The organism is uncultured Victivallis sp. (genome assembly GCA_944389935.1).
GTDB lineage: Bacteria > Verrucomicrobiota > Lentisphaeria > Victivallales > Victivallaceae > Victivallis.
This window is the reverse complement of the sequence record CALXOE010000040.1, coordinates 1-21,155: the sequence shown is the minus strand read 5'-3', so window position 1 is coordinate 21,155 and position 21,155 is coordinate 1. Positions and strand designations below refer to the sequence as shown.

Annotated in this window: 16 protein-coding genes; 12 read left to right on the top strand and 4 right to left on the bottom strand. The window is 58.3% G+C overall.

Annotation, left to right across the window (positions count from 1 at the left end; translation table 11 throughout):
• The first annotated feature begins 251 nt into the window (after window positions 1–251).
• The 6 genes from Q0J85_RS11620 (at window position 252) to Q0J85_RS11595 (ending at window position 6,517) form a co-directional block, all read left to right on the top strand.
• Window positions 252–2,228 (top strand): sugar-binding protein, encoded by a 1,977-nt coding sequence (locus tag Q0J85_RS11620; protein ID WP_294481747.1) that lies wholly within the window; start codon window positions 252–254, stop codon window positions 2,226–2,228.
• Window positions 2,225–2,809, top strand: a complete 585-nt coding sequence (locus Q0J85_RS11615) for a hypothetical protein (RefSeq protein ID WP_294481745.1) — start codon at window positions 2,225–2,227, stop codon at window positions 2,807–2,809. Before Q0J85_RS11620 ends, Q0J85_RS11615 begins: the two co-directional genes overlap by 4 nt.
• Window positions 2,810–3,009: 200 nt before the next feature.
• Window positions 3,010–3,483 carry a PTS sugar transporter subunit IIA gene (locus Q0J85_RS11610; RefSeq protein WP_294481742.1) on the top strand — a complete coding sequence of 158 codons (474 nt, stop codon included), beginning with the start codon at window positions 3,010–3,012 and terminating at the stop codon, window positions 3,481–3,483.
• Between the two features lie 59 nt (window positions 3,484–3,542).
• Window positions 3,543–4,427 carry a carboxylating nicotinate-nucleotide diphosphorylase gene (gene nadC / locus Q0J85_RS11605; protein WP_294481741.1) on the top strand — a complete coding sequence of 295 codons (885 nt, stop codon included), beginning with the start codon at window positions 3,543–3,545 and terminating at the stop codon, window positions 4,425–4,427.
• Window positions 4,424–5,029: a Holliday junction branch migration protein RuvA gene (gene ruvA / locus Q0J85_RS11600; RefSeq protein ID WP_294481738.1), complete on the top strand. Its 606-nt coding sequence runs from the start codon at window positions 4,424–4,426 to the stop codon at window positions 5,027–5,029. Before nadC ends, ruvA begins: the two co-directional genes overlap by 4 nt.
• Window positions 5,030–5,044: 15 nt before the next feature.
• Entirely contained in the window at window positions 5,045–6,517 is a 1,473-nt protein-coding gene (locus Q0J85_RS11595) for a hypothetical protein (RefSeq protein ID WP_294481735.1), read from the top strand.
• Between the two features lie 15 nt (window positions 6,518–6,532).
• Here the strand turns inward: Q0J85_RS11595 and Q0J85_RS11590 are convergent, their stop codons facing one another.
• The 3 genes from Q0J85_RS11590 to Q0J85_RS11580 form a co-directional block, all read right to left on the bottom strand.
• The gene (locus tag Q0J85_RS11590) at window positions 6,533–7,744 is read right to left on the bottom strand and encodes an iron-containing alcohol dehydrogenase (protein WP_294481731.1); all 1,212 of its coding nucleotides are present in this window, start codon (window positions 7,742–7,744) and stop codon (window positions 6,533–6,535) included.
• An 82-nt stretch (window positions 7,745–7,826) separates the two neighbouring features.
• Window positions 7,827–8,516 (bottom strand): M48 family metallopeptidase, encoded by a 690-nt coding sequence (locus tag Q0J85_RS11585; protein WP_294481727.1) that lies wholly within the window; start codon window positions 8,514–8,516, stop codon window positions 7,827–7,829.
• On the bottom strand, window positions 8,513–10,027 hold the full coding sequence (locus tag Q0J85_RS11580; protein WP_294481725.1) for a DUF1846 domain-containing protein: 1,515 nt from the start codon (window positions 10,025–10,027) through the stop codon (window positions 8,513–8,515). Before Q0J85_RS11580 ends, Q0J85_RS11585 begins: the two co-directional genes overlap by 4 nt.
• 299 nt (window positions 10,028–10,326) lie before the next feature.
• Between Q0J85_RS11580 and Q0J85_RS11575 the strand changes: the two genes are divergently transcribed.
• The 6 genes from Q0J85_RS11575 (at window position 10,327) to dnaE (ending at window position 19,933) form a co-directional block, all read left to right on the top strand.
• Window positions 10,327–11,967 (top strand): ABC transporter substrate-binding protein, encoded by a 1,641-nt coding sequence (locus tag Q0J85_RS11575; protein ID WP_294481723.1) that lies wholly within the window; start codon window positions 10,327–10,329, stop codon window positions 11,965–11,967.
• A 3-nt stretch (window positions 11,968–11,970) separates the two neighbouring features.
• Window positions 11,971–13,521: a carbohydrate ABC transporter permease gene (locus Q0J85_RS11570; protein ID WP_294481722.1), complete on the top strand. Its 1,551-nt coding sequence runs from the start codon at window positions 11,971–11,973 to the stop codon at window positions 13,519–13,521.
• Window positions 13,522–13,537: 16 nt separating this feature from the next.
• Entirely contained in the window at window positions 13,538–14,380 is an 843-nt protein-coding gene (locus Q0J85_RS11565) for a carbohydrate ABC transporter permease (protein ID WP_294481720.1), read from the top strand.
• A 157-nt stretch (window positions 14,381–14,537) separates the two neighbouring features.
• Complete coding sequence (locus Q0J85_RS11560) at window positions 14,538–15,503, top strand: hypothetical protein (RefSeq protein ID WP_294481718.1); 966 nt, start codon at window positions 14,538–14,540, stop codon at window positions 15,501–15,503.
• A gap of 3 nt (window positions 15,504–15,506) precedes the next feature.
• A complete protein-coding gene (locus tag Q0J85_RS11555; protein ID WP_294481716.1) occupies window positions 15,507–16,268 on the top strand; it encodes an EI24 domain-containing protein in 762 nt (253 codons plus the stop codon).
• A gap of 104 nt (window positions 16,269–16,372) precedes the next feature.
• The gene (dnaE, locus tag Q0J85_RS11550) at window positions 16,373–19,933 is read left to right on the top strand and encodes a DNA polymerase III subunit alpha (RefSeq protein WP_294481714.1); all 3,561 of its coding nucleotides are present in this window, start codon (window positions 16,373–16,375) and stop codon (window positions 19,931–19,933) included.
• A 30-nt stretch (window positions 19,934–19,963) separates the two neighbouring features.
• On the opposite strand, the gene Q0J85_RS11545 is transcribed toward dnaE, so the two are convergent.
• A partial coding sequence (locus Q0J85_RS11545) for a DUF1559 domain-containing protein (RefSeq protein WP_294481712.1) occupies window positions 19,964–21,155 on the bottom strand: 1,192 nt, incomplete at its 5' end.

Here is a 21,155-nt window from a genome sequence, read left to right as displayed (position 1 = left end):
GAATTTGTAACAAGATTGATGATGTGCGTAAACGTAATGGTATTTGCCGATCTGCAGAAGATTGCAAAAGGGTGACGCAATAAGGGCGTAACGAAAGTTGCGAGACCCATATTCAAGAGGTTTGGTGACGCCGTAGCTTGGGAGGACTATTTGGCAAACCGAAAGATCATTGCAATATCGACATCGGCATTGGAAGTTGTAACGATGTTTCACAAAATGTGGGACAATAACCACAACAAGGGGAAAAAGAAATGGATCGAAGATTTTGGAAAGCGGCGGCTGTTTCCGCTGTATTGGCGGCGGGCACCTGGCTTTCTGCAGGAGAGGAGTTTTTGCTTGGTGGCAGTGCGCACTTTTCCAAGAGTCGCGCTGATGTCAATACGACGCTCGATTTGATGGTGGAGGGAGGACTTTCCGCCACCCGGGACGATATCGTCTGGGACGGCTGGGAGAGAGAGCGGGGTAAGTACAGTCCGCAGGGATATTATGAGGATTACATCAACCGAGCGTTCAAACTCGGCCTCCGGCCGATGCATCTCATCAACTATGGTCATAGACTCTACGATCCCTCCGGTGTACTCCTTTTCGAAAATCCGAATCCGCCGCAGGAGGCGTTCGATGCTTTCGGTCGCTTTGCCGGTTGGGTCGCTGCCCGATATCGTGCCAAGGGGAACGCCCCGCAGATCTATCAGATCTGGAATGAGTGGCCGGGACCGGCCGCCCCTTATGCGAAAACACTGGCCGCGGCTTATGTGCAGATGAAGAAAGCGGATCCAGACTGCATTGTCGTGGCGAACTCCTGTCATCGCGGGGATGCTTTTTTGGAGGAGACGTTTCAGCAGGGGGTTCTCCAATATTGTGACGGGATCGCCTGGCACAATTATAATCACAGTGAACTGACTCCGAAAAATCGTTCTGCCGAAACGTTTTTCGCCCGGGTCTGCTATGTATTGGAGATTTCTAAAAAGTACAACAACGGGATTCCAAAGCCGATGTACTTGACTGAAATCGGTCGCCCGAATCATTTAGGAATTCAGGGTAGCACAGAAGCTGAAGTTGCCGACTATCTTACGCGGTTGCTGCTGTTGGTTCGCACTGAACCGGCAATCAAAGGCGCGTGGATTTACAACTTTTTGGACAGTGGTTATGATCCCTATTATTTTGAGCACAACTTCGGACTCTGCACTGCCGATGAAACGCCGAAAGAGGCATTCTACGCCGTGCGCTCCATCGCCGATGTGATTCGTCACGGCAAGTTTGTGCGGCGTTGGAAAACGCCGGAAGATGTGTGGCTCCTGCAGTTTCGGATGCCGGACGGGCGCGATGTTCTTGCGGCGTGGACCGCGGTCTCAGATGTGCGGCATCAGTTGATATTCTCCCGCGGCAGCGCGCCGGATGTTCCCGCCGAACTGCTGGTCGCCGGGGGGGTCCCGACCGTGCGCAAGTGGGGATGGCTTGAATGGGTCAACGCCGACAGCAACAAAGAGATTGGTCTCGGCGGCAGGCACAAAGACGAGATCAGCTTTACCGCGGGCAGCCGCCCCGTGCTGCTTTTCGGCAAACTCGACGGCATTTCATTGCGGGCAGTCAAGCGGATCGAACGTCTGCCGAAAGACAACGGCAATGGCGGGATCAAAGTGCCGGAGGAGGTCATCCTTGTTGGAAAATCCCTCGATCAGGCGCAGGATCATCCGCTCGGCTCGGAACTTCAGTACCGCCGTTTGGGCGGGTTGGGACCGCGCAACGGTGTTGCGGACCTCGATGCCTCGTTCCGTATCGCATACGACAAGAAAAATCTGCTGCTTGAAGTAAGCGTGACAGACGATATTCCGTCCAATGACTATCATGGTAATAGGCTCTGGAACGGGGATTCTCTGCAGCTCGCATTTTCCGCGCTTGATCGCCGGGAGAAAGGACCTGCAGGAACCGAATACGCTCTGGCATTGACTCCGCAGGGACCCGAGGTGTTCCGCGAGGCTTCCCAGCTTGATCTTGAAACTCCGACCCAGGTGAAATTGGATGCGAAACGCTCCGGGACGAAGACCGTCTACCGGATCACCGTTCCCTTTGCGGAAATCGGCGTCGACCCGAAACCGGGTATTCCGATCGGCATGTCTCTGGTGGTCAACGACAACGACGGCAAGGGACGCAAGGGGTATTTGCACTGGGGCGACGGCATTGCGAACGGCAAGAATCCCGACCGGTACAACTGGATTGTCCTGCAATGAAGAAACTGCTCAGTTTGCTGTTGTTCTCCGGCGCGGTTCTGCCGGTCCTCGCCGGAGCGCTGGAGATCGGCTTCGACAAGGGGACGAATCCCGGTTGGGGGTTCTTCATTGGCATGGAGGCTCCGGGCGCCCAGGGAAATCTGGTCATGATGCCGGAAAAGGTCGGCATCCCGGCGCTCCCCGCCGCCCGGCTGGAAGGTGCGTTCAATAACGGCGGCTGGTACGTGGGGATGAGCCGCAATTTGCAGAAGCCTGTTCCGTTCGGAAAGCTTACGATCAAACTCGCCAGTTGGGATTACAACGCGATTGTCGTCCGACTGGTTGACTCTTCCGGCCAGACGCATCAGATGCTGATCTGGCTTCGGAGTGGAGGGGAATGGAAAGAAGGAGTATGGAAAGAATTTGTCATTAAACGGCCGAAGTTGTCGCCGCACTATTGGGGTGGCGCAAATGATGGGAAATGGCACGGCAACCTGAAGTCGGTCATGATTCTCGTCGAGGGAGTCGGTCTGATGGATCGAAAAAAGGGGCAGGGTTTTCTCTACTTCAACCGGATCGCCATCGAAGCGCCTGAGGCGTGAATAGATAGATCCTGATAACAGCAAAGCATGAGGCGGCACAGCCTCATGCGGAAAATGGATGAAGGGGCTGTTGCAAAACTATGAGGTTTTGCAACAGCCCCTTTTTTTCTCGTCAGGGGCTTTACATTCCGGAAAACGGCAGTATATTATAAAGAAGTATATTTGAAAACAGGATTTTCTGGAAAGGTTTTTCCAAGCAAATGGACGATTCTTCCGACGGAGAGTTTCGATTATCCGGCCGCCTCGCGCCGGATCGATGTACCGTGCTCGAAAAAGCCGGTAAAAACGAAACGCTCGAGACTCTGATCGAGCTTCTCGCTCCGTTCGCCGGGGCCGCGGGGAGGGACGGACTCGCCGAGGCCGTCCATGCGCGGGAAAAACTTCTGAGCACGGGTATCGGTCTCGGTATCGCGATTCCGCATGTCCGGCTTCCCTCCGCCACTGATCTGGTCGCAGCCGCTGCACTGGTTCGCAGTGGAATTCCGGATTACGTCAGCATGGATTCCCTGCCGGTCCATCTCGTCGTCATGATCGTCGCCCGCACCGATCAACATGAACTTTACCTGCGCGTGCTCTCCCGGCTTAGCTCCTCCTTGAAAGACGAGGCGTTCCGGGCGCGGGTGTTTCACTGCGCTTCCTCCCGCGAACTCTGCGAACTGCTCTGCGGGTGTTGATTTTTCAGCGAACGAAAGCCGGCCGGTTGCCGGAATAACATAACGGAGAAAGGAAAGAAATGATTCAGGAAGATGCGGTTCCGCAGATCGACTGGGGTCGTGCGGATCTGTTGATCGAACTCGCCCTCAACGAAGACCTCGACACCACCGGTGACGTGACCACCAATTCGGTCGTGCCGGAGGAGGCCGTCGCCACCGCCGTACTGCGCTGCAAGGAGCCGCGCATGGTGCTCGCCGGCATCCAGATTGCGGAGCGGGTCTTCAAAATGGTCGAGCCGCGGTTGCAATTCCGGACCATGAAAGATGACGGAGACGTGTGCGAATACGGCGAAATCATCGCCGAGATCTCCGGCCCCGCGCGCGGCATTCTCGTCGCGGAACGGACGGCCCTGAACTTCCTGCAGCGGCTCTGCGGCGTCGCCACGACCGCATCGAAATACGCCGAGGCGTTGAAAGGCACCAAAACGGAAATTCTCGATACGCGCAAGACGACGCCGGGATTCCGCAATCTGGAGAAATACGCCGTCGCCGTCGGCGGTGCGACGAATCACCGCGTCGGCCTCTACGACCGGATCATGATCAAAGACAACCATCGGGAACTCGCCGCGATGGAGGGGGCCGGCGGTATCGCCCGCTCCGTCCAGCGTGCGCGGGAGAAATATCCGGAACTCGAGGTCGAAGTCGAAGCCGATACCCTCGACGAAGTGCGCGAGGCCGCCGAAGCCGGCGCAGACTACATCATGCTCGACAATATGTCCGACGACATGATGACCGAGGCCGTCAAGCTCGTTGCGGGCCGCGCGAAACTCGAGGCCTCGGGCGGCATCACGCTCGAGCGTCTGCCGCGCATCGGCAAGATCGGAGTCGACTTCGTTTCGAGCGGCGCATTGACCCATTCGGTCAAGGCGGCTGACATCTCGCTCGACATCGAGGCGGAAAAATGATCGCGCGTCTGACCGGAATCGTCGCGGAATCCGGATTTTCCGGGTGTGTGCTCGATGTGCATGGCGTTGGCTACGAGGTCGCGATTCCGGTCTCCACGTTTGAGAAGCTGCCGCAGCCCGGCAACGAGGTGACGCTGCTGATCTACACGCAGGTGCGGGAAGACGCGATCGTCCTCTTCGGATTCGCAACGCCGGAGGAGAAGAATCTCTTCCGGCAGCTGCTGAATGTCTCCGGTATCGGCGGGAAACTCGCGTTGAGCGTGCTCTCGGCGCTGCCGGTGGCGAACTTCTGCGCCGCGGTGCAGTCGAACGACGTAAAGACGCTCTCGCGCATCCCCGGAATCGGCAAGCGGACTGCGGAACGGCTCGTCGTCGAACTCAAGGACAAAGTGACTTCCTCGGGGGCCGCGAGTGTGTTCCCCTCACCGGGGGCGACCGCAGCGGCTACTGCGGTCGGCGATGCGGCGCTCGCGCTCGAACAGCTCGGATTCAAGCGCGACGCGATCGACAAGGTGCTCAAAGCGCTGACATCCGAGCTGCCCGCCTCGGAACAGAGCAGCGAGACGTTGCTGCGTCAGGCGATTATCCGGCTGAATTTTTAAGGAGGAATCCGGAATATGCGCACAAAAGCCCGGAGACTGCTCTACGCCGGAATCGTGTTTCTGCTGCTTTTCGCCGTTCTTTACACGAAAGAGGAGATCACGCTTGCCGGCAATGAATCGTCGCGTTTCGGCGTGGTGCAGGCGCTCGGCGAGCAGGGGGTGTTCTACATCGAGGGGACGAATTTCGCCTCGACGGTCGACAAGCTCGAACGGAACGGCCATCTCTACTCCGACAAGCCGCTGCCGCTGAGTTTCTGCGCGGCTCTGATTCATGGCGTGATCCACCGCGTGACGGGGATCAATTTCACGGAGAACCGGATGCTGGCGATCTATCTCGTGAATCTGCTGGTCTCCGGAGGATGCAATATTCTGCTTTTTATCCTGATGTTCCGCCATCTGAGGCGGACCGCCCGCGGGCGGATCGAGTGGAAGTTTCTGCTCGCGCTGGCAATGCCGCTCACCACCTGGCTCGGAAGTTATTCGGTGGTGATGAACAATCACACCCCGGCGGCTCTGGCGCTCTTCGGCATGATCGTCGCTCTGGAAAAGTACCGGAGGAAACCGACGCTGCAGGCGGCCGCGATCGCCGCGGGCTGCGCGGGACTCGCAGGCGCGTTCGAGATTCCTCTCGGGATTCTGTCCGGCCTGGGGGCGCTGGCCGGCGTCTGGTTCTGTTCCCCCGCCGGCCGGAAATGGAAGCCGCTCGCGGTGGTGGTCGCGACGGGCGGAGCGATCTGCCTCGGCGTACTGCTGCTGAATTTCATCGCCTACGGAACGGTTGTGCCGCTCTATGTCGCCGATGGTTCCGGGTCGTACCGGTTTGTGTTTCTCTGGTCGCAGTTTGGAGAATACTGCTGCGAATGTCTGTTCGGATTCCGCGGGTTGTTCAGTTATCAGCCGTTCCTGCTTCTGGTGTTCCCCGCGGTCTGGTTTCTCCGGAAGAGGCTGCGCGTCCCGGACTGGTGCGGGCTCGGCACGGCAGCGGCGTTGATCGTGTTTTACATGATTTTTACGAATGAGTACGGCGGTGCCTCTTACGGAATGCGTTATCTCATTCCGGTTATCCCGGTCTTCTGGTTCGTGATTTCGCGCTGGATTCTCTCCTGGCGTCCGGCGGTCTGGAATGTGGTTCCGGTGCTTCTGCTGCTGCTCTGGGGGTGTGTCACGATGCTGGTCGGCGCCTACTGCCCGTTCTGCATCGCCAATGAGGGATTCCGGACCCCGGAGGGACACTTCTCCCGTGTGATCCGCAGTCCGTTCTGGGGAAATCTGCTCGTGATGAATTTCGAGCGCGATCCGGAGGGGAAGTATACGCAGATGATGATCGATTCGTTCGGTCCGGAATACTCGTTCCTGCACATCTACCACTCGGGCGTCCACATGCGCAAACCGGAACTTGTGGCGCAGCTGCTGCAAAGCTCGCTTGCCGAGCGCGTCGGAGTGAAAAAAACGCCGGGAGAGGAGTCCTCCCCCGGCGGAAAAGATTGAGTCGCTTCGCGCGGTTCAGACCAGCGGCAGGAACGAATTCATGTAGATCGCCGCGACCGAAGTCGCATTCGCATATCCCGGCGCCTGTTCCAGCAGACTTGCGAGCGAGGGTTCGTGGATGGTCAGGTCGACGAGTTTCTCCACATCCTCTTTCTGGAATCCGACGTCGCTGAGTTTCTGCGGCACGCCGCAGCGAACGAGCCACGCCTGTACCGCTTTGCCCGCGGCATGCGCCTCTTCGGGTTTGCCCTCGAGATCGGGCGCCATCGGTTTCAGCAGATCCGCGAGAACCGCCGCCTGGTGCGGATAGATCGTCTGAACGACCGCCGGGAGCAGCACCGCGAGACCGAGCCCGTGTGCGAGTTCCGGCTTGAGCGCGCTCAACGGATGCTCCAGCGCGTGCGTATAGTGCAGCAACCCGTTGTCGAATGAGAGTCCCGCCAGCATCGAGGCGTAGAGCAGAAAATACCGGGCGGTCAGATCGGTCGGATCCTTGTCCGCAATGGGCAGATACCGTGTCACGAGTTCGATCACGTCTTTCCCGAGCATGACGGCGTAGGGATTGGTCGACTTGCTGGTGGCCGCTTCGATGACGTGGTTGACCGCGTCGATGCTGACGAACCGGGTCTGCGCCTGCGAGAGCCCCGTCATCAGCGCCGGGTCGTCGATCGACCAGGTCGGATAGATGCAGTCGAACGCGATAACCGGTTTCTGTTCCGTCTCCGGAATCGTCAGAACGGCGAAGCGGTTGACCTCGGTGCCGGTTCCGTGCGTGAGGTTGATCGCGACGATCGGGACGGCTCCCGTCGGGGTGAAGCCCTGCGAAAAGAGCTCCCGCGCGGTTTTCCCCGGATGCTTCAGCAGAATCGCGGCGCTCTTGCCCGTGTCGACCGGACTGCCGCCGCCGATGGCGACGACCGCCTGCGCTCCCGCCGCGGCTCCGAGCGCCGTCGCCTCATCCGCTTCGACGGTGGTCGGGTTCGGCGTGACTTTGTCGTAGAGGGCATAGCGGATGTTCCGCTCCTTGAGGATGCGTTCGACCACTTCCCATGCGCCGGTTCGCTTGTAGGAGCTGTGGCCGGTGACGACAAGCACACTCGTGATGTTCCGTGCGGTCAGCTGATCGGCGATCTCCGCGAAATATTCGATCGCTCCGACGCCGAAGTAGAGATCGGTCCTGAGCCGGATCTGCCGGACACTGTAGATGTCAATGCCGTTTTCCCACATGATGCACCTCCTCTTTGAATCGGTTGGAATCTGTTGCTAATGTAGCATTCCGCGGGAAAATGTCAAATCATCGGCACGGATTTTACCAGACGGAGAATTCCGGGACGTGATCCCGCAGAAAGCGGTCCAGTTTCCGGTACTCCGGGCACATGCGTTCGACCTCGCGCCAGAATCGTTCGGAGTGGTTCAGCTCGAGCCGGTGGGCGAGCTCATGCGCGACCACGTAATCGACGACCGGTTCCGGCCAGAGGATCAGCCGCCAGCTGAAGTTGAGACTCCCGTCGCGGCTGCACGATCCCCAGCGGCCGCTCGCTCCGCTGATCCGGATTCGGCGGAAAGTGAGATGAAATCGCCCGGCCGTTTCCCGCACTTTCCGCTCGAGCAGCTCGGCCGCGAGATGCCGGTAGAGCGTTTCGATGTGTCCCCGGATCGAGGGCTCATCCCCTGCCGGAACAAAAAAGCCCTCCTCGAATGTGAGCACCCGCCGGGTGAAATGCAGCGGATACGGCTTCCCGAGGAGCGGAAATTCGCTCCCGTCGGTGAACGAGACGATCCTCCGCCGGGCAGCCCTTTGTTCAAACCTCCGGCGCAAACGGTCGATGATGGCGGAATTCCGGTCGAGAATGCGGACGATCTCGGCATCCGTGACGCGGAGCGGCGCCAGCACCGCCAGCCGTCCATCCTCCGGGCGGATCGTGAGGGCGACCCGCCGCCGTCGGGCGGACCGGATGATGACCGGCGCAAGTTCCGCAGCGTTCCCGGATGTGCTCATTCCATGAAGAGGTTGCGGCTCGTGAAGCGCGGTTCGCTCGTGACGTGGATTCCGAGTTTCCGCAACGCGAGCTCGTCACCGGGAGTCGGCAGATGGCTGATGTGCATTTCGCATCCCGCAAGGCGCGAAAGTTTCTTCATCGCAAGTTGCGCGGCCGGGTTGGTCGGGACGCTGACCGAGAGCGCGGTCAGAGTCTCTCCGAGATCGAGGCTGACGCCCTTGTTCTTGTAGATTTTCTTCTTGAGCTGGCTGACCGAGTCGATGACCTGCGGCGAAAGCAGAAAGAGATCGTCCGGCAGTTTCGCAAGGATTTTGACCGCATTCAAGATACAGCTCGAGGCCGCGTGCAGCAGCGGCGAGTTCTTGCCGGTGACGATCGTGCCGTCGGGCAGTTCGAGCGCTGCGCCGCAGAAGATGTTTTTGCTGCCTTTGCCGGGCTGTTTTTCCGCCTCTTCCGCGGCGGCGCGGGCAGGCGCGACGACCCGACGGTCGAATTCCGTGATCCCGAGGTCGTCCATGAGCAGTTTGACCCGTTCGGAGGCGATCTTGTCGGCATTTCCGAGCGCATGGGCGCACATGTACTGGAAGTAGCGGCGGATGATCTCCTGGGTTGCGGCCTGGCGGCACACCTCGTCGTCGGTGATCGCGAATCCGACCCGGTTCACGCCCATGTCGGTCGGCGATTTATAGAGCTGCTCGGGTGACATGATGCGCGCGCAGATCCGTTTGACCACCGGGAAGATCTCAAGGTCACGGTTGTAGTTGATCACCGTCTCCCCGTAGGCTTCGAGATGGAACGAGTCGACCATATTGATGTCGCCGAGGTCGGCCGTAGCCGCTTCATAAGCGATGTTGACCGGGTGTGCGAGCGGCAGATTCCAGACCGGGAACGTCTCAAATTTCGCATACCCGGCTTTGACGCCGCGCTGAAATTCGTGGTAAACCTGCGACAGACACGTCGCCATTTTACCTGAGTTCGCGCCCGGACCGGTCACAACCACAATCGGCCGGTCGGTTTCGATGTAGTCGTTCGAGCCGTAGCCGCGCGGGCTCACGATCGTATCCAGATCGGTCGGATACCCCTCGATCGGATGGTGGGTGTAGACCCGGATGCCGCGGCGGGAAAGCTTGTTGATGAATGTCTTGACGGCGGGCTGCTCCTGATAGCGGGTCACGACGACGGCTTTCACATCGAGTCCCCAGTCGCGCAGATCGTCGATCGTGCGCATGGTGTCGGTGTCGTAGGCGAGGCCGAAGTCCGCGCGCATTTTTTTCTTCTCGATATCGCCGGCATAAATGCAGATGACGATGTCGATTTTGTCTTTCATGCGCTGCAGGAGCTTGATCTTCGTGTCGGGATCGAATCCCGGCAGAACGCGCGCAGCATGGAAGTCGCACAGGAGTTTCCCGCCGAATTCAAGGTAAAGTTTGTCGTCGAACTTGCCGGCCCGCTCGAGAATGGCCTGGGATTGTTCGTGAAGGTATTTTTCGCTGTCAAAACCGGATTTCATAAGACTCCTTTGCGTTCAGTCGGCTCGGCATTGATTCGCGGGCGCTTCGCCGTTCCATTGCAGATTTCCGGAACATAATATACCATCCGCCGCGCAGTAAAGCAAGAGGCGAAATTTCGTGATTCGTCGTTTTTTATCCGAAGAGAGAGTAACGTTTTCGACCGGAGTCGCCAATGGGGAATAGTTGCAAAAAAAACACTTCTACGGGTTGAATTTTCTGCTTTTCCGGTGTATTTTTTCTGGTATGTTTTGATAATTGCTTTTAAAAACCGAAATAATAATGGAGGCGCCCCGGCAAAATGAAGAAATTGTTCATCACGATTCTGCTGTTGCTTGTGGCTGCATCGTTTTACACGATGTACACAAGTCGCGACCAGGTTACGGAAGTGCCTGTCATTACCTGGCGGACCGACCCGAATCCGCAACGGGAAGAGCAGATCATGCTGTTTCGGGAGTGGCTCGTGGAGAACGGCCATGTTCTGAAAGATTCGCAGGGAAACGTGGTGACCTACACGGAGGAGGAGGCCGCCGCTTTGAACGAGGCGTATGGTCCGGTCGGCGCTCCGCTCAAGCCCGGTGATCTCCATTATGTCAAGCCCGGCTCGCCGAAGCCGAACGGCGATGTGCAGCTCGAGACGGCCAACAACCAGAGTACGCTCATCCAGGCGGTTTCCGGTATGGCCGGCGATGTGTTCGACACCGGCGAGGTGCTCGGCTACTCCCAGCTCGGCGTGGCGATGGACATCACCGAAGATGCGAAGAAGAACGGTTACGGGCTTAAGAACACCTATCCGGGCATGGCCGGACTCCTGAACGGCATGGACGGCAAACAGTATGGGTATCCCTGTAACGGCGCAAGCGTGGCGATGTGGATCAACCTTTCGACGCTGGAGAAGTTCGGGTTCAGCCGGCCGCCGCTGGAGTGGACGCCCGAGGAGTTCGAGAAGATGGCCATCGAGTATGTCAAAAAGGCGAATGAGGGACTTCCCCGTCAGGAGTACTTTTTCCTGCAGGCATTGGACAGCGGCTGGGGTGTGATGATGGCGATGTGCATCTCCCGCAGTCGCGGACTGGATATTTACAATGAAACCATGACCCGCTGCATTGCGAACAATGACGCGCTCAAAGATGCGATCCGGCTTTTCTACAAGTGGACTTATGTCGACCGGATTGCACCGACGGCGGCGGATGTCGCTTCGATGAATGTAGATTCCGGATATGGCGGGGCGGATTACTCGAACTTTGTCTCCGGCAAATATGCGATGATCGTCATGGGCAGATATTGCCTGATCCGATTCCGCGAGGTGCAGGAGGCCCGGAATATGACGATTCAGTTCGGTGTGAGCCAGCTGCCGATGTATGACTATAAGAATCATCCGCTTTCGGTCCGCGCGGCGATGCCCTATCGCGGCAGCAAACAGCCGGAATTGACAAAACTGTTCCTCCAGTTTCTGGCGAGCAAGGCCTACAATCTGTATATCGTCGAGCATGCCGATGGGTTGCCGCCGAATCCCGACATCGTGAGCGCCGAGATGAGGGCGATCGCGACGAAGCGTCCGAACGAGCATGACAGCAGCGAGCTGGAATTCATCTGGGCTCGTACGATTGGGTTGCCGAGTTACTACAGTCCCTATGTCAAGACCGGTTCGACGAACTGGCTTCAGAACGGCATCAACCGTTACTTCAACGACCGTTCCTCGCTGGATGAAACGCTCGAGTATATCGAGACTCGCTACAACAGTGAGATCGAGATCTCAAAGAAGGCGAACCCCGCGATGATGAAAGCATGGGAGGAGGATTGGGCGCTTCAGCAGAAGATCGACGCTTTCAAGAAAGAGGGGAAGAAGATTCCGGTCGAATGGATCAAGAATCCGTTTTATGTGAAATATTATCGTGATAGAGGAATGCTTGATGAAAGCAATGCGGGAGGGAGTAAATAAAAAATGGCGATGACGAAAAAAGATGTCAAGGATCTCGCGATCGGGGTCGGATTCCTGCTCCCGAACATTCTCGGCTTCCTTGCGTTCACGGTGATTCCACTGGTGATGAGCATCTACATGGCGTTCACGGACTGGAATCTTGAGATGCACAACTACTTCCGGTCGGAGCCGATCAGTTTCGTGTGGTTCGACAACTTCGTGAAACTCTTTTCCGATCCGGATTTTCCGCAATATTTCGGCAATACGTTCTTCATGATGATCGGAATCCCGTTCGGCGTTGCGGGCAGTCTGGTTGCGGCACTGCTGCTGAATATGGATTTCGTGAAAGGCGACAACCGGAAACGGTTGACCGTCACGATGATACTGACCGCGGTGATGGTCAGCTGCTTCGGGCTGCTCGCTGTGCTCGGGCTCGGCGGAACCGGCATGATGATTCTGATGGTATCGCTGGTCGGCGGGGTGTTCATCCTCGGTTCCATCGGGGGCAAGACGGTTTACCGCACCCTTTTTTACTTCCCCTACTTCACGGCGGGTGTCGCGACCTACATCCTGTGGAAAAAACTTTACAGCCCCGAGAACGGGCCGATCAACAACGCATTGCGGCCGCTGCTCGATGCGCTGACCCCGGTGGCGATTCTCATCTCGCCGGCATGCGAGGCGATCGGCATCGGGCTGCTGGTGGTGGTCGGGCTTTTCTACCTCTGCATGGTGCGGCGCAAGCTGCGGCTCTGGCGTGACGGCGAGTCGGGGAGCGTAAGCATCTGGCTCGGGATGATTCTTTCGTCGCTGCCGCTGGTTTTCGCCTGGTGGTGGGTCTCACCGACCTGGCTGCACATCGCGGGCAAGGAGGAGGCGCTTTCTCTGCTGAGCCGCAATGCGAACTGGGTGCTGCTGCTCATGCTGATTTTCCTCGGGATCGGCTGGGGGAGATTTCTGTACAATTTCTTCTTTGTCGGGCGCAAATACACCTGTATCATCGACCGCGGCATCGGGGACTCCACGATTGTCGACGGTTCGGCGATGGTGCTGAACATGGCGCTGGTCGGGCTCTGCTGCGTCTTCTGGATTCTGCCGGAAATGGCCGCCGCGGAGGAGGGGCTCACGCCGCCGAACTGGACCTCGGATTACTACTGGGCGAAGCCGGCACTGCTGATCATGGGGTTCTGGGGTGCGATCGGCTCGAACAACATGCTGCTTTATCTCGCGGGACTCTCCGGTGTCCCGCAGGAGCTCTATGAGGCCGCTGACATCGACGGGGCGACCCCCTGGCAAAGATTCTGGAACATCACCTGGCCGCAGTTGTCGAACGTGACGTTCTTCATCATGATCATGGCGGTGATCGGCGGGCTTCAGGGCGGATTCGATATGGCGCGCGTGATGACCGACGGCGGTCCGGCCGGGTCGACCACGACGCTGGCGTACTACATTTACACGCAGGGATTCGGCACGGGGCGTCTCGGCTACGCTTCGGCGGTCTCCTGGCTGTTGTTTCTCATGGTGTTTATCGTGACCATGTTCAACTGGAAATTCGGCAACCGTTACACGAACGAGTGAGGAAGGCTCGGGTATCATGCAGGAAAAAAACAGATTCTGGGGCGGTTTCGCCAAATTGGTTTCTTTGAATGTGGTTCTTACGCTGATGGCGGTGCTGCTGGTGCTGCCGTTCACGTGGATGATTCTCGCGAGTCTGAAAGTTCTCGACGAGATCGGGTATGACTCGTGGCTGCCGGAGGTTTGTCAGTGGCACAACTACCGGGATGTGTTCACGAGAAAGGGAATCTTCTTCGGGCGCTGGTACTGGAATACGGTCTTTGTCTCGTGCTGGATCACATTCCTCCAGGTGTTCACGAGCAGTCTTGCGGCGTTCAGCTTTTCGCGGCTGCGCTGGAAAGGGCGGGACAAGGTGTTCTTCCTCTATCTCGCGACGATGATGCTGCCGGGACTCGTGATGATGATTCCGAACTATCAGAACATGATTCTTCTCGGACTGGTGGACTCGTACACGGGATTGATTCTTCCGGCGGCGTTCTCGGCGTTCGGGACGTTCCTGATGCGGCAGTTCATGATGAATATCCCGAAGTCGCTCGACGAGGCCGCGGAGATCGACGGCGCGACGAAGTGGCAGCTCTACTGGGACGTTGTTCTGCCGCTGGCGCGGCCCGCGCTTGTGACGCTGACGATCTTCACGTTCATCGGCAGTTACAACAACCTGTTCTGGCCGCTGGTGCTGATGAAGACTCCGGACAAGTACACGCTGCCGATCGGTATGCTTTCGTTCCAGTCCTCGCAGGGACAGGAGACGAACCTCCTGATGGCGGCGGTCGCGATGAGCGTCGTTCCGATGATTGTGATCTTCATTCTCATGCAGAAACAGCTGGTGAAAGGCATTATGCTCGGCGGCGTGAAAGGGTGATATCCGCGTTTTCGGCGGAAGAGCGTGTGGAGGAGGGAGTCTTTTTCCCTCCTCGTTTTTTTTCGGTGTTTTTCGGATTCGGGTTTGCAAAAATACAATTTCTGCGATATGGTTACGTACGATCGTTCGAGAGTCATTCCATGAAGAGGGAGGTCCTATGAAATTTGCGAAGTTGTCTTTCCTGTGTGCGGCGGCATTGATGTCGCTGTCGCTGTTTGCCGCTGAAGTCGATATGATTATGTCGATCGATCTTCCGGTTCTTATGGCGCACCCGCAGTTTGTGGAGTTTCGCTCCGAATTCGACACCAAAGCCGCCGAAGCCGGAACGCAAACCTTGTCGGAAAAGATTGCCGAGGCGAAGATCGACGAGGAGCTTTTGCGGAACAGCCGGCTGACGGCTTATATGAACGTCAATTTCCGCGACGGTGTTCTGGTGATCGATTCGCCCGAGGGGGAGGCGCAGAAGTGGTTCAAGCTGCTCTGTGAAAATTCCGGTTTCATCGGTGGCGGAACGCAGACTTCCATCGCGGGATGTGAAGCCATGCAGGGGGAGACTCCGGAGGGGCAGAAAGCCGTTATTCTGCTGAAATCTCCCTCTCAGGTGCAGCTTCAGTTCGGGGATTCCGTGCCGGTTCCGCTGAATGTCGGCAGGATCAACAAGAATCTTCTTCTCGCGTCCCGGAGCGGTCGTCCGTTCTCTCTGGCGTTCGTCCCGTCCGGAGAGATGCGCACCTCGACGCAGATGATGCCGCAGTTTCAGACTCTGCAGCTGCTGTCGATCGGATTGGAGAACACCACTCCGGAGGCCACGATCTCGCTGACGGCAGCCTTTCCCACGGAAGAAGCCGCCCTCCAGGCCCGGGAGCTGATCAATCTGATGCTGGCCGGCTTGTCGCAGAATCCCGCCGTCGACGGCCGTTTTCTGCAGGGCTTCCGCAGCAGTGTCGATGCCGGGAAGTTGACTTTCACCCGCAAGCTCGATTCCAATCTTGTGGACGCGATCCGGGAGCTCATACAGATCCGGCTCCTCGGGGAGAATCCCGCAGAGACGGGCGATGCGGGAACCGCACCGCAGTTGCAGCCTCAGCAGACCGAGGCGCCCCGGACCAACCTGCCGGAGTGATTCATGGCGATGCCGGACTCGCTGCGGGAATTCTTCACCGGAGTCGGTTATCTTCATGCGGGTGTGCTGTACTTTTTCCGTACGCCTGCGCTCTGGAGATATGCGCTGATTCCGATGGTGATTATTCTGGTGCTGTATGCAGTGGTTCTTGCAGTGCTGATCGTATGGGTGATCCCGTTTTTGACAGGGTTTCTGCCTGATCCGGAGACGTGGAATGTCTGGCTCCGCTGGCTGATCTACGCGGCGCGGGTGGTGATCGGCATCACCACGGTTGCGGCGGCATTGATTACGGGGGCGCTTCTGCTCACGACTTTTTACGAGGCGTTCGGCGCGTTTTTTTTCGATGCGCTGGTGATGCGGTTTGAGGCGATGCGTTACAACGTGGAGCATACGCCGCTCCCGTGGCGGACGAATCTGCGGTTCATGCTGCACTCTCTCTGGTTTTCGGTGGTGACGGCGGGCTGGAGTCTGCTGCTTCTTCTGCCGGCGATGTTCATCCCTTTCGTCGGCTGGATTCCGTCGGCGTTGATCGTCGGCTACCGGTACGGATTGACCTACGCTTTTTCGAGCGCGTTTGCGGACGGGACGGAACTCGCCGTACTGCGGCAGTCGGCTGCCCGGAACCGGATGCTGATGCTCGGATTCGGATGCGCGGGCTGTTTGTGGCTGCTGATCCCGTTTTCGGCGATTCTGCTGCTGCCCGGTTTCGCGGTCGGCGGGGCGATGATCTATCGGGAGCGGCTGCGTCCCCGGAGTGCGGTTTGAGTGCGTTTTTTCCGTAAAATTGTGCCCGGAGGGGTTGAGAAAAACGGCCGGATGGAGTATAATACCGCATTGCGATCATCTACTCACTGAAAAGGGATTTTTTTATGCCGTCGGATTTCGTTCATCTGCATCTTCACACCCATTACAGTCTGTTGGACGGGGCCTGCACCGTCAAGGGGCTGATCGATTTGGCCCGGGAAAATGACATGAATGCGATGGCGATCACCGACCACGGTTACATGGGCGGAGTGGAGGAGTTTCACCGGGAACTTTCCGGTGCCGGGATCAACCCGATCGTCGGGGTGGAGGCTTATGTCGCTCCGGGGGACCGGCGCGATTTCGACTCGAATAAGCCGTTCAATCGCGGCGGGTTCCACCTCATTCTGCTCAGCGAGAATGAGCAGGGGTACCGGAATCTCTGCAAGATGATGTCGGCCGCGAACAAGGATGGATTCCACTACAAGCCGCGGATTGACAAGGAGCTTCTCCGGCAGTACCACGAGGGATTGATCTGCACGAGCGCCTGCATCGGCAGTGAGATTTCGCAGTATTTCCTGCAGGGGAACGAAAAGCGTGCTGAACAGGCGATGCGGGAGTATCTCGATATCTTCGGGCCGGACCACTTCTTCATTGAGCTGATGGATCACTTCATGGAGGAGGAGAAACGGTGCAACCGTTTTCTGATCGATCTGGCCCGCCGCAACAATCTGCGGATGATCGCGACCAACGACGTTCACTACATGCGCAAGGAGGACGCCGAGGCGCATGAGATCATGCTCTGCATCCAGACCGGGGCGCGGCTGGCGGAGAAACACTTCAAATTCTCCGGGCCGGACTACTACTTCAAGACCGAGCAGGAGATGAAAGAGCTGTTCCGGGAAGTCCCGGAGGCGGTGACGAATACGCGGCTCATCGCGGAGCGGTGCAGCATGAAGTTCCATTACGTCCCGGAGGTCAACCACTATCCGAAATTCTACATGCCGGACGGACGGCTCGCGGATAAGAACGATCTGCGTGAAGTCTGTTTCGACAACATGGAGTATCGCTACGGCTTCGATCCGCGCAAGATCACCGAACCGGATGCGAGGCAGAAAGAGATTCTCGACCGCATGGAGTATGAGCTCGGCGTCATTGAAAAAACCGGATTCATCAGTTATTTTTTCGTGGTGTCGGACTTCATCCGGCATGCGAAAGGCGAGGGGATTCCGGTCGGGCCGGGGCGCGGATCGGGCGCGGGTTCGCTCGTGGCGTATCTGACGCGGATCACGGACATCGATCCGCTGCGATTCCATCTCTTCTTTGAACGCTTTCTGAACCCGGAGCGCGTGAGTCCGCCGGACTTCGATATCGACTTCTGCGAAAAGCGGCGCGGCGAGGTGATCGATTACGTCCGCGGAAAATACGGTTTCGACAGTGTGGCCCAGATCTGCACCTACGGACTCCTGAAAGCAAAAGCGGTGGTCAAGGATGTCGCCCGCGTGCTCGGTCACGATTTCGAGTTCGGCAACCGGTTGACCAAGCTGATCCCCGAAGATCCGAAGATGACGCTCGACAAGGCGGTCGAACAGTCGAAAGAGCTTGCGGCGCTCATCGAGAGCGATCCGGCCGTCGCGCAGGTGTTCAAATTTGCGAAAGTTCTCGAGGGTTTGAATCGGCAGACCGGCATTCACGCCGCGGGGGTCATCATCGGCGACCAGCGGCTCGACAACCTCGTTCCGCTGGCGAGAAGCGCATCGGACAGCATGGTTGTGCCGTTCCCGGCGCACCCGTGCGAGGAGCAGGGGCTCTTGAAGATGGACTTTCTCGGGCTGCGCACGCTTACGATCATCAAGAATGCGCTCGACATGATCAAAAAGAACCACGGGATCGACATCGACATGATGAAGATTCCGCTCGACGATCCGAAAACCTTTGAAATGCTCCGGCGCGGTGATACGATCGCGGTGTTCCAGCTCGAATCCGGCGGCATGCAGAATCTCTGCCGGTCGTTCGGGGTGGAGACGCTCGAACACATCATCGCTCTTCTGGCGATCTACCGCCCCGGCCCGATGCAGTTCATTCCTGACTTCATCGCGCGCAAGAAAGGCGAGGCGGAGATCATCTACGACCATCCGCTCATGGAGGCGTGTCTCAAGGAAACCTACGGAATCATGCTCTACCAGGAGCAGATCATGCAGGTGGTGCAGGTGCTTGCCGGATTCACGCTCGGCGGCGCGGACATTCTGCGACGGGCGATCGGCAAGAAGAAAGTCGATGTGCTCGCCAAGCAGAAAGAGAAATTCTTCAAGGGCTGCAAGGAGACCAACAACATCGACGAGGCGCTCGCAGACCAGATCTGGGAGAAGATCAAATTGTTCGCGGGATACGGCTTCAACAAGTCGCACTCGGCGGCCTACGGATTCGTCTGCTATCAGACGGCCTATCTGAAAGCGAATTACCCGGTGGAATTCATGGCGGCCGTGCTCACGAGCGAATTGGAATCGGCCGATCAGATCGCATTCCTGATCAATGCATGCCGGGAGATGGGAATCAAGGTTCTGCCGCCAGACGTGAATTCGTCGGAGATCAGTTTTTCGGTGGATTCCGGCTGCATCCGATTCGGACTCGGTGCGATCAAGGGCGTCGGAGAGGTGGCGGCCTCGAAGATCATCACGAGCCGTGAGACGGAGGGAAAATTCGAGAGTTTCCTCGATTTCTGCGAACGGTGCGGCACGGATGTGAATTCACGCATGCTCGAGCATCTGACCCGGGCCGGCGCGCTCGACTCGCTCGGACTGCGGCGCAGCCAGATCCTGGCGGTGGCCGAGCCGATGATGAATTTCGCCGCGAGCCGCGCAAAGGACAAGGCGGCGGGGCAGGGCTCTCTCTTCGATCTGCTCGGTGCGGACGACGGGGCGGACGAGATCTGTTCCGTGCCGATCCCGGATATCCCGGAGTTCGACCGGGAGGAGATTCTGCGCAGTGAGAAAGAGCTGCTCGGGTTTTATGTGACCGGGCATCCGCTCGATCCGTATGCGGAGCTGGTGAAAGCGTTTTCAAGCTGTCCGATCCGGCGCATTGAGAAGCTCGCGGATAACTCCCAGATCCGGATCGCGGGGATGGTCGGCAGTTTTACGAGCAAATTCAGCAAGAAGAGCGGCAAGCCGTTTGGCGTCATGCTGCTGGAGGATCTGGATTCGTCGATCGAATGTATGCTTTACGAGCGCGCGTTGAATGATCTCTCGCAACAGGGCGTGACGCTCGAACCAGGCCTGCCGGTACTTGCGACCGTGACGGTCAGCAAACGCGATGAAGCGGAAAAACCGCGGGTGATCGTCGAAAAAGTCGTCCCGCTCGCTGAGGCCCCCAACGAATTGACCGAAGAATTGCACATTCATCTTTATGCCGACAAGCTCGAGCCGGGCGTTCTCGGCAAAGTTTCCGAGGCGTGTTTCCGGGTGCCGGGCAAGGCGATGGTCGTCCTCTGTCTGGTCGGGAAAGATGATTCCGTGACGTTTATCGAGGCGCGTCGCGACCGGATCACGGTGACGAAACCGCTGCTCGACGAACTCGACCGGCTGCTTGCCCCCGGCCACTGGCGGCTGAAAGCGACGCCGTACTCCCCGCCGCCGCGCCGCGCCTGGAACCGGGACCGCGAAAAGGAGGCCTCCGCCCAGGCGGAATAGCGCGTGCCGGCGAATCCAGACCCGGAACGTCTACTGGTCGAGGAGCCCGTACCGACGGCTTACCTCCTCGTCTCCGAGATTCTCCGCGAACGTGTGGACGACTGAACCGTCCAGATTCAGTTCGTTGATCTGATTGTTGTGGCGCAGATCGGCGACGCTGCTCAGTCGGCGCGTGTTTGTATCGGCTTTTCCCCCGAGGTTGAGATCGAAACCAAACGCGCTTTTGCTGTTGCTTTTGAAGTCGATGATCGCGGCGATTCCGGAGGGATTCCGGAATTTGCCCAGTTTGCGCGGCCGCGACTGCACCCCCGTGGCGAGTGTCATCCATTTGCTGCTTTCGTACTGCCCCAACCCCTTGTTGTAGGCGTAGTTCGTCACCGGAATCGTTTTGTTTCCGAGCGAAAAAGAGCGGACCTCCTGCGGCCCGGAGGGACAGGTCAGCACCGGAATCCCGTTTTTCCCCAGCGCGGTTCCCTGCGTCCCGGTCATATCGTTCCTGCCGATGTAAGGAAGCACCTCAAATGCCCAGAGCATGTTCACCGGAGTCCCATCCGGCAGAATGAAGTTACATCCGGCATACCAGCACAACGGCAGGAGATCGTCATTGTCTCCCGCATAGGAGATCGTTCCGAAACCGAGCTGTTTCAGATTGTTCTGGCAACTGCTGCTCCGGGCCGATTCCCGCGCCCGGTTCAACGCCGGCAGCAGCATCCCCGCCAATATCGCGATGATCGCAATCACCACGAGGAGCTCGATGAGCGTAAATGCCGCCTTTCTCGTTGCTGGGTCGTGGGAGGCAGGGGGCGTGTCCGCCGCCCCCCGCACCCCCAGCGTCCGGCAGGGTACCTCGTCGGGGAGCGTTGCTGGGTCGTGGGAGGCAGGGGGCGTGTCCGCCGCCCCCCGCACCCCCTGCGTCCGGCAAGGTGCCGGTGCCGTGTACGGGTCGGAGTCGGACTCGGCTGCGGTCGGCCGGCACGGGGAGAAAGAGCCGCAAAAACGCGAACGGCTCTTCCCGCTTTTCTGCGGAAAGACCCATTCGCGTTTTTGCTCCACTTCGCCGCTTGCCGAGCGGAGAATTTGTTGCGGGATGATGATTGGCCGATGGAGTGTTTGATGGATGGCTGGTACGGGGAGAGACGCGCTCTTGCGAGCCGCTTTCTCTCCCCCGAACCCCTCTCTTGTACTGCCGGGCGTGGAGCTTTGTTGCGGGGCAGTGATTGGC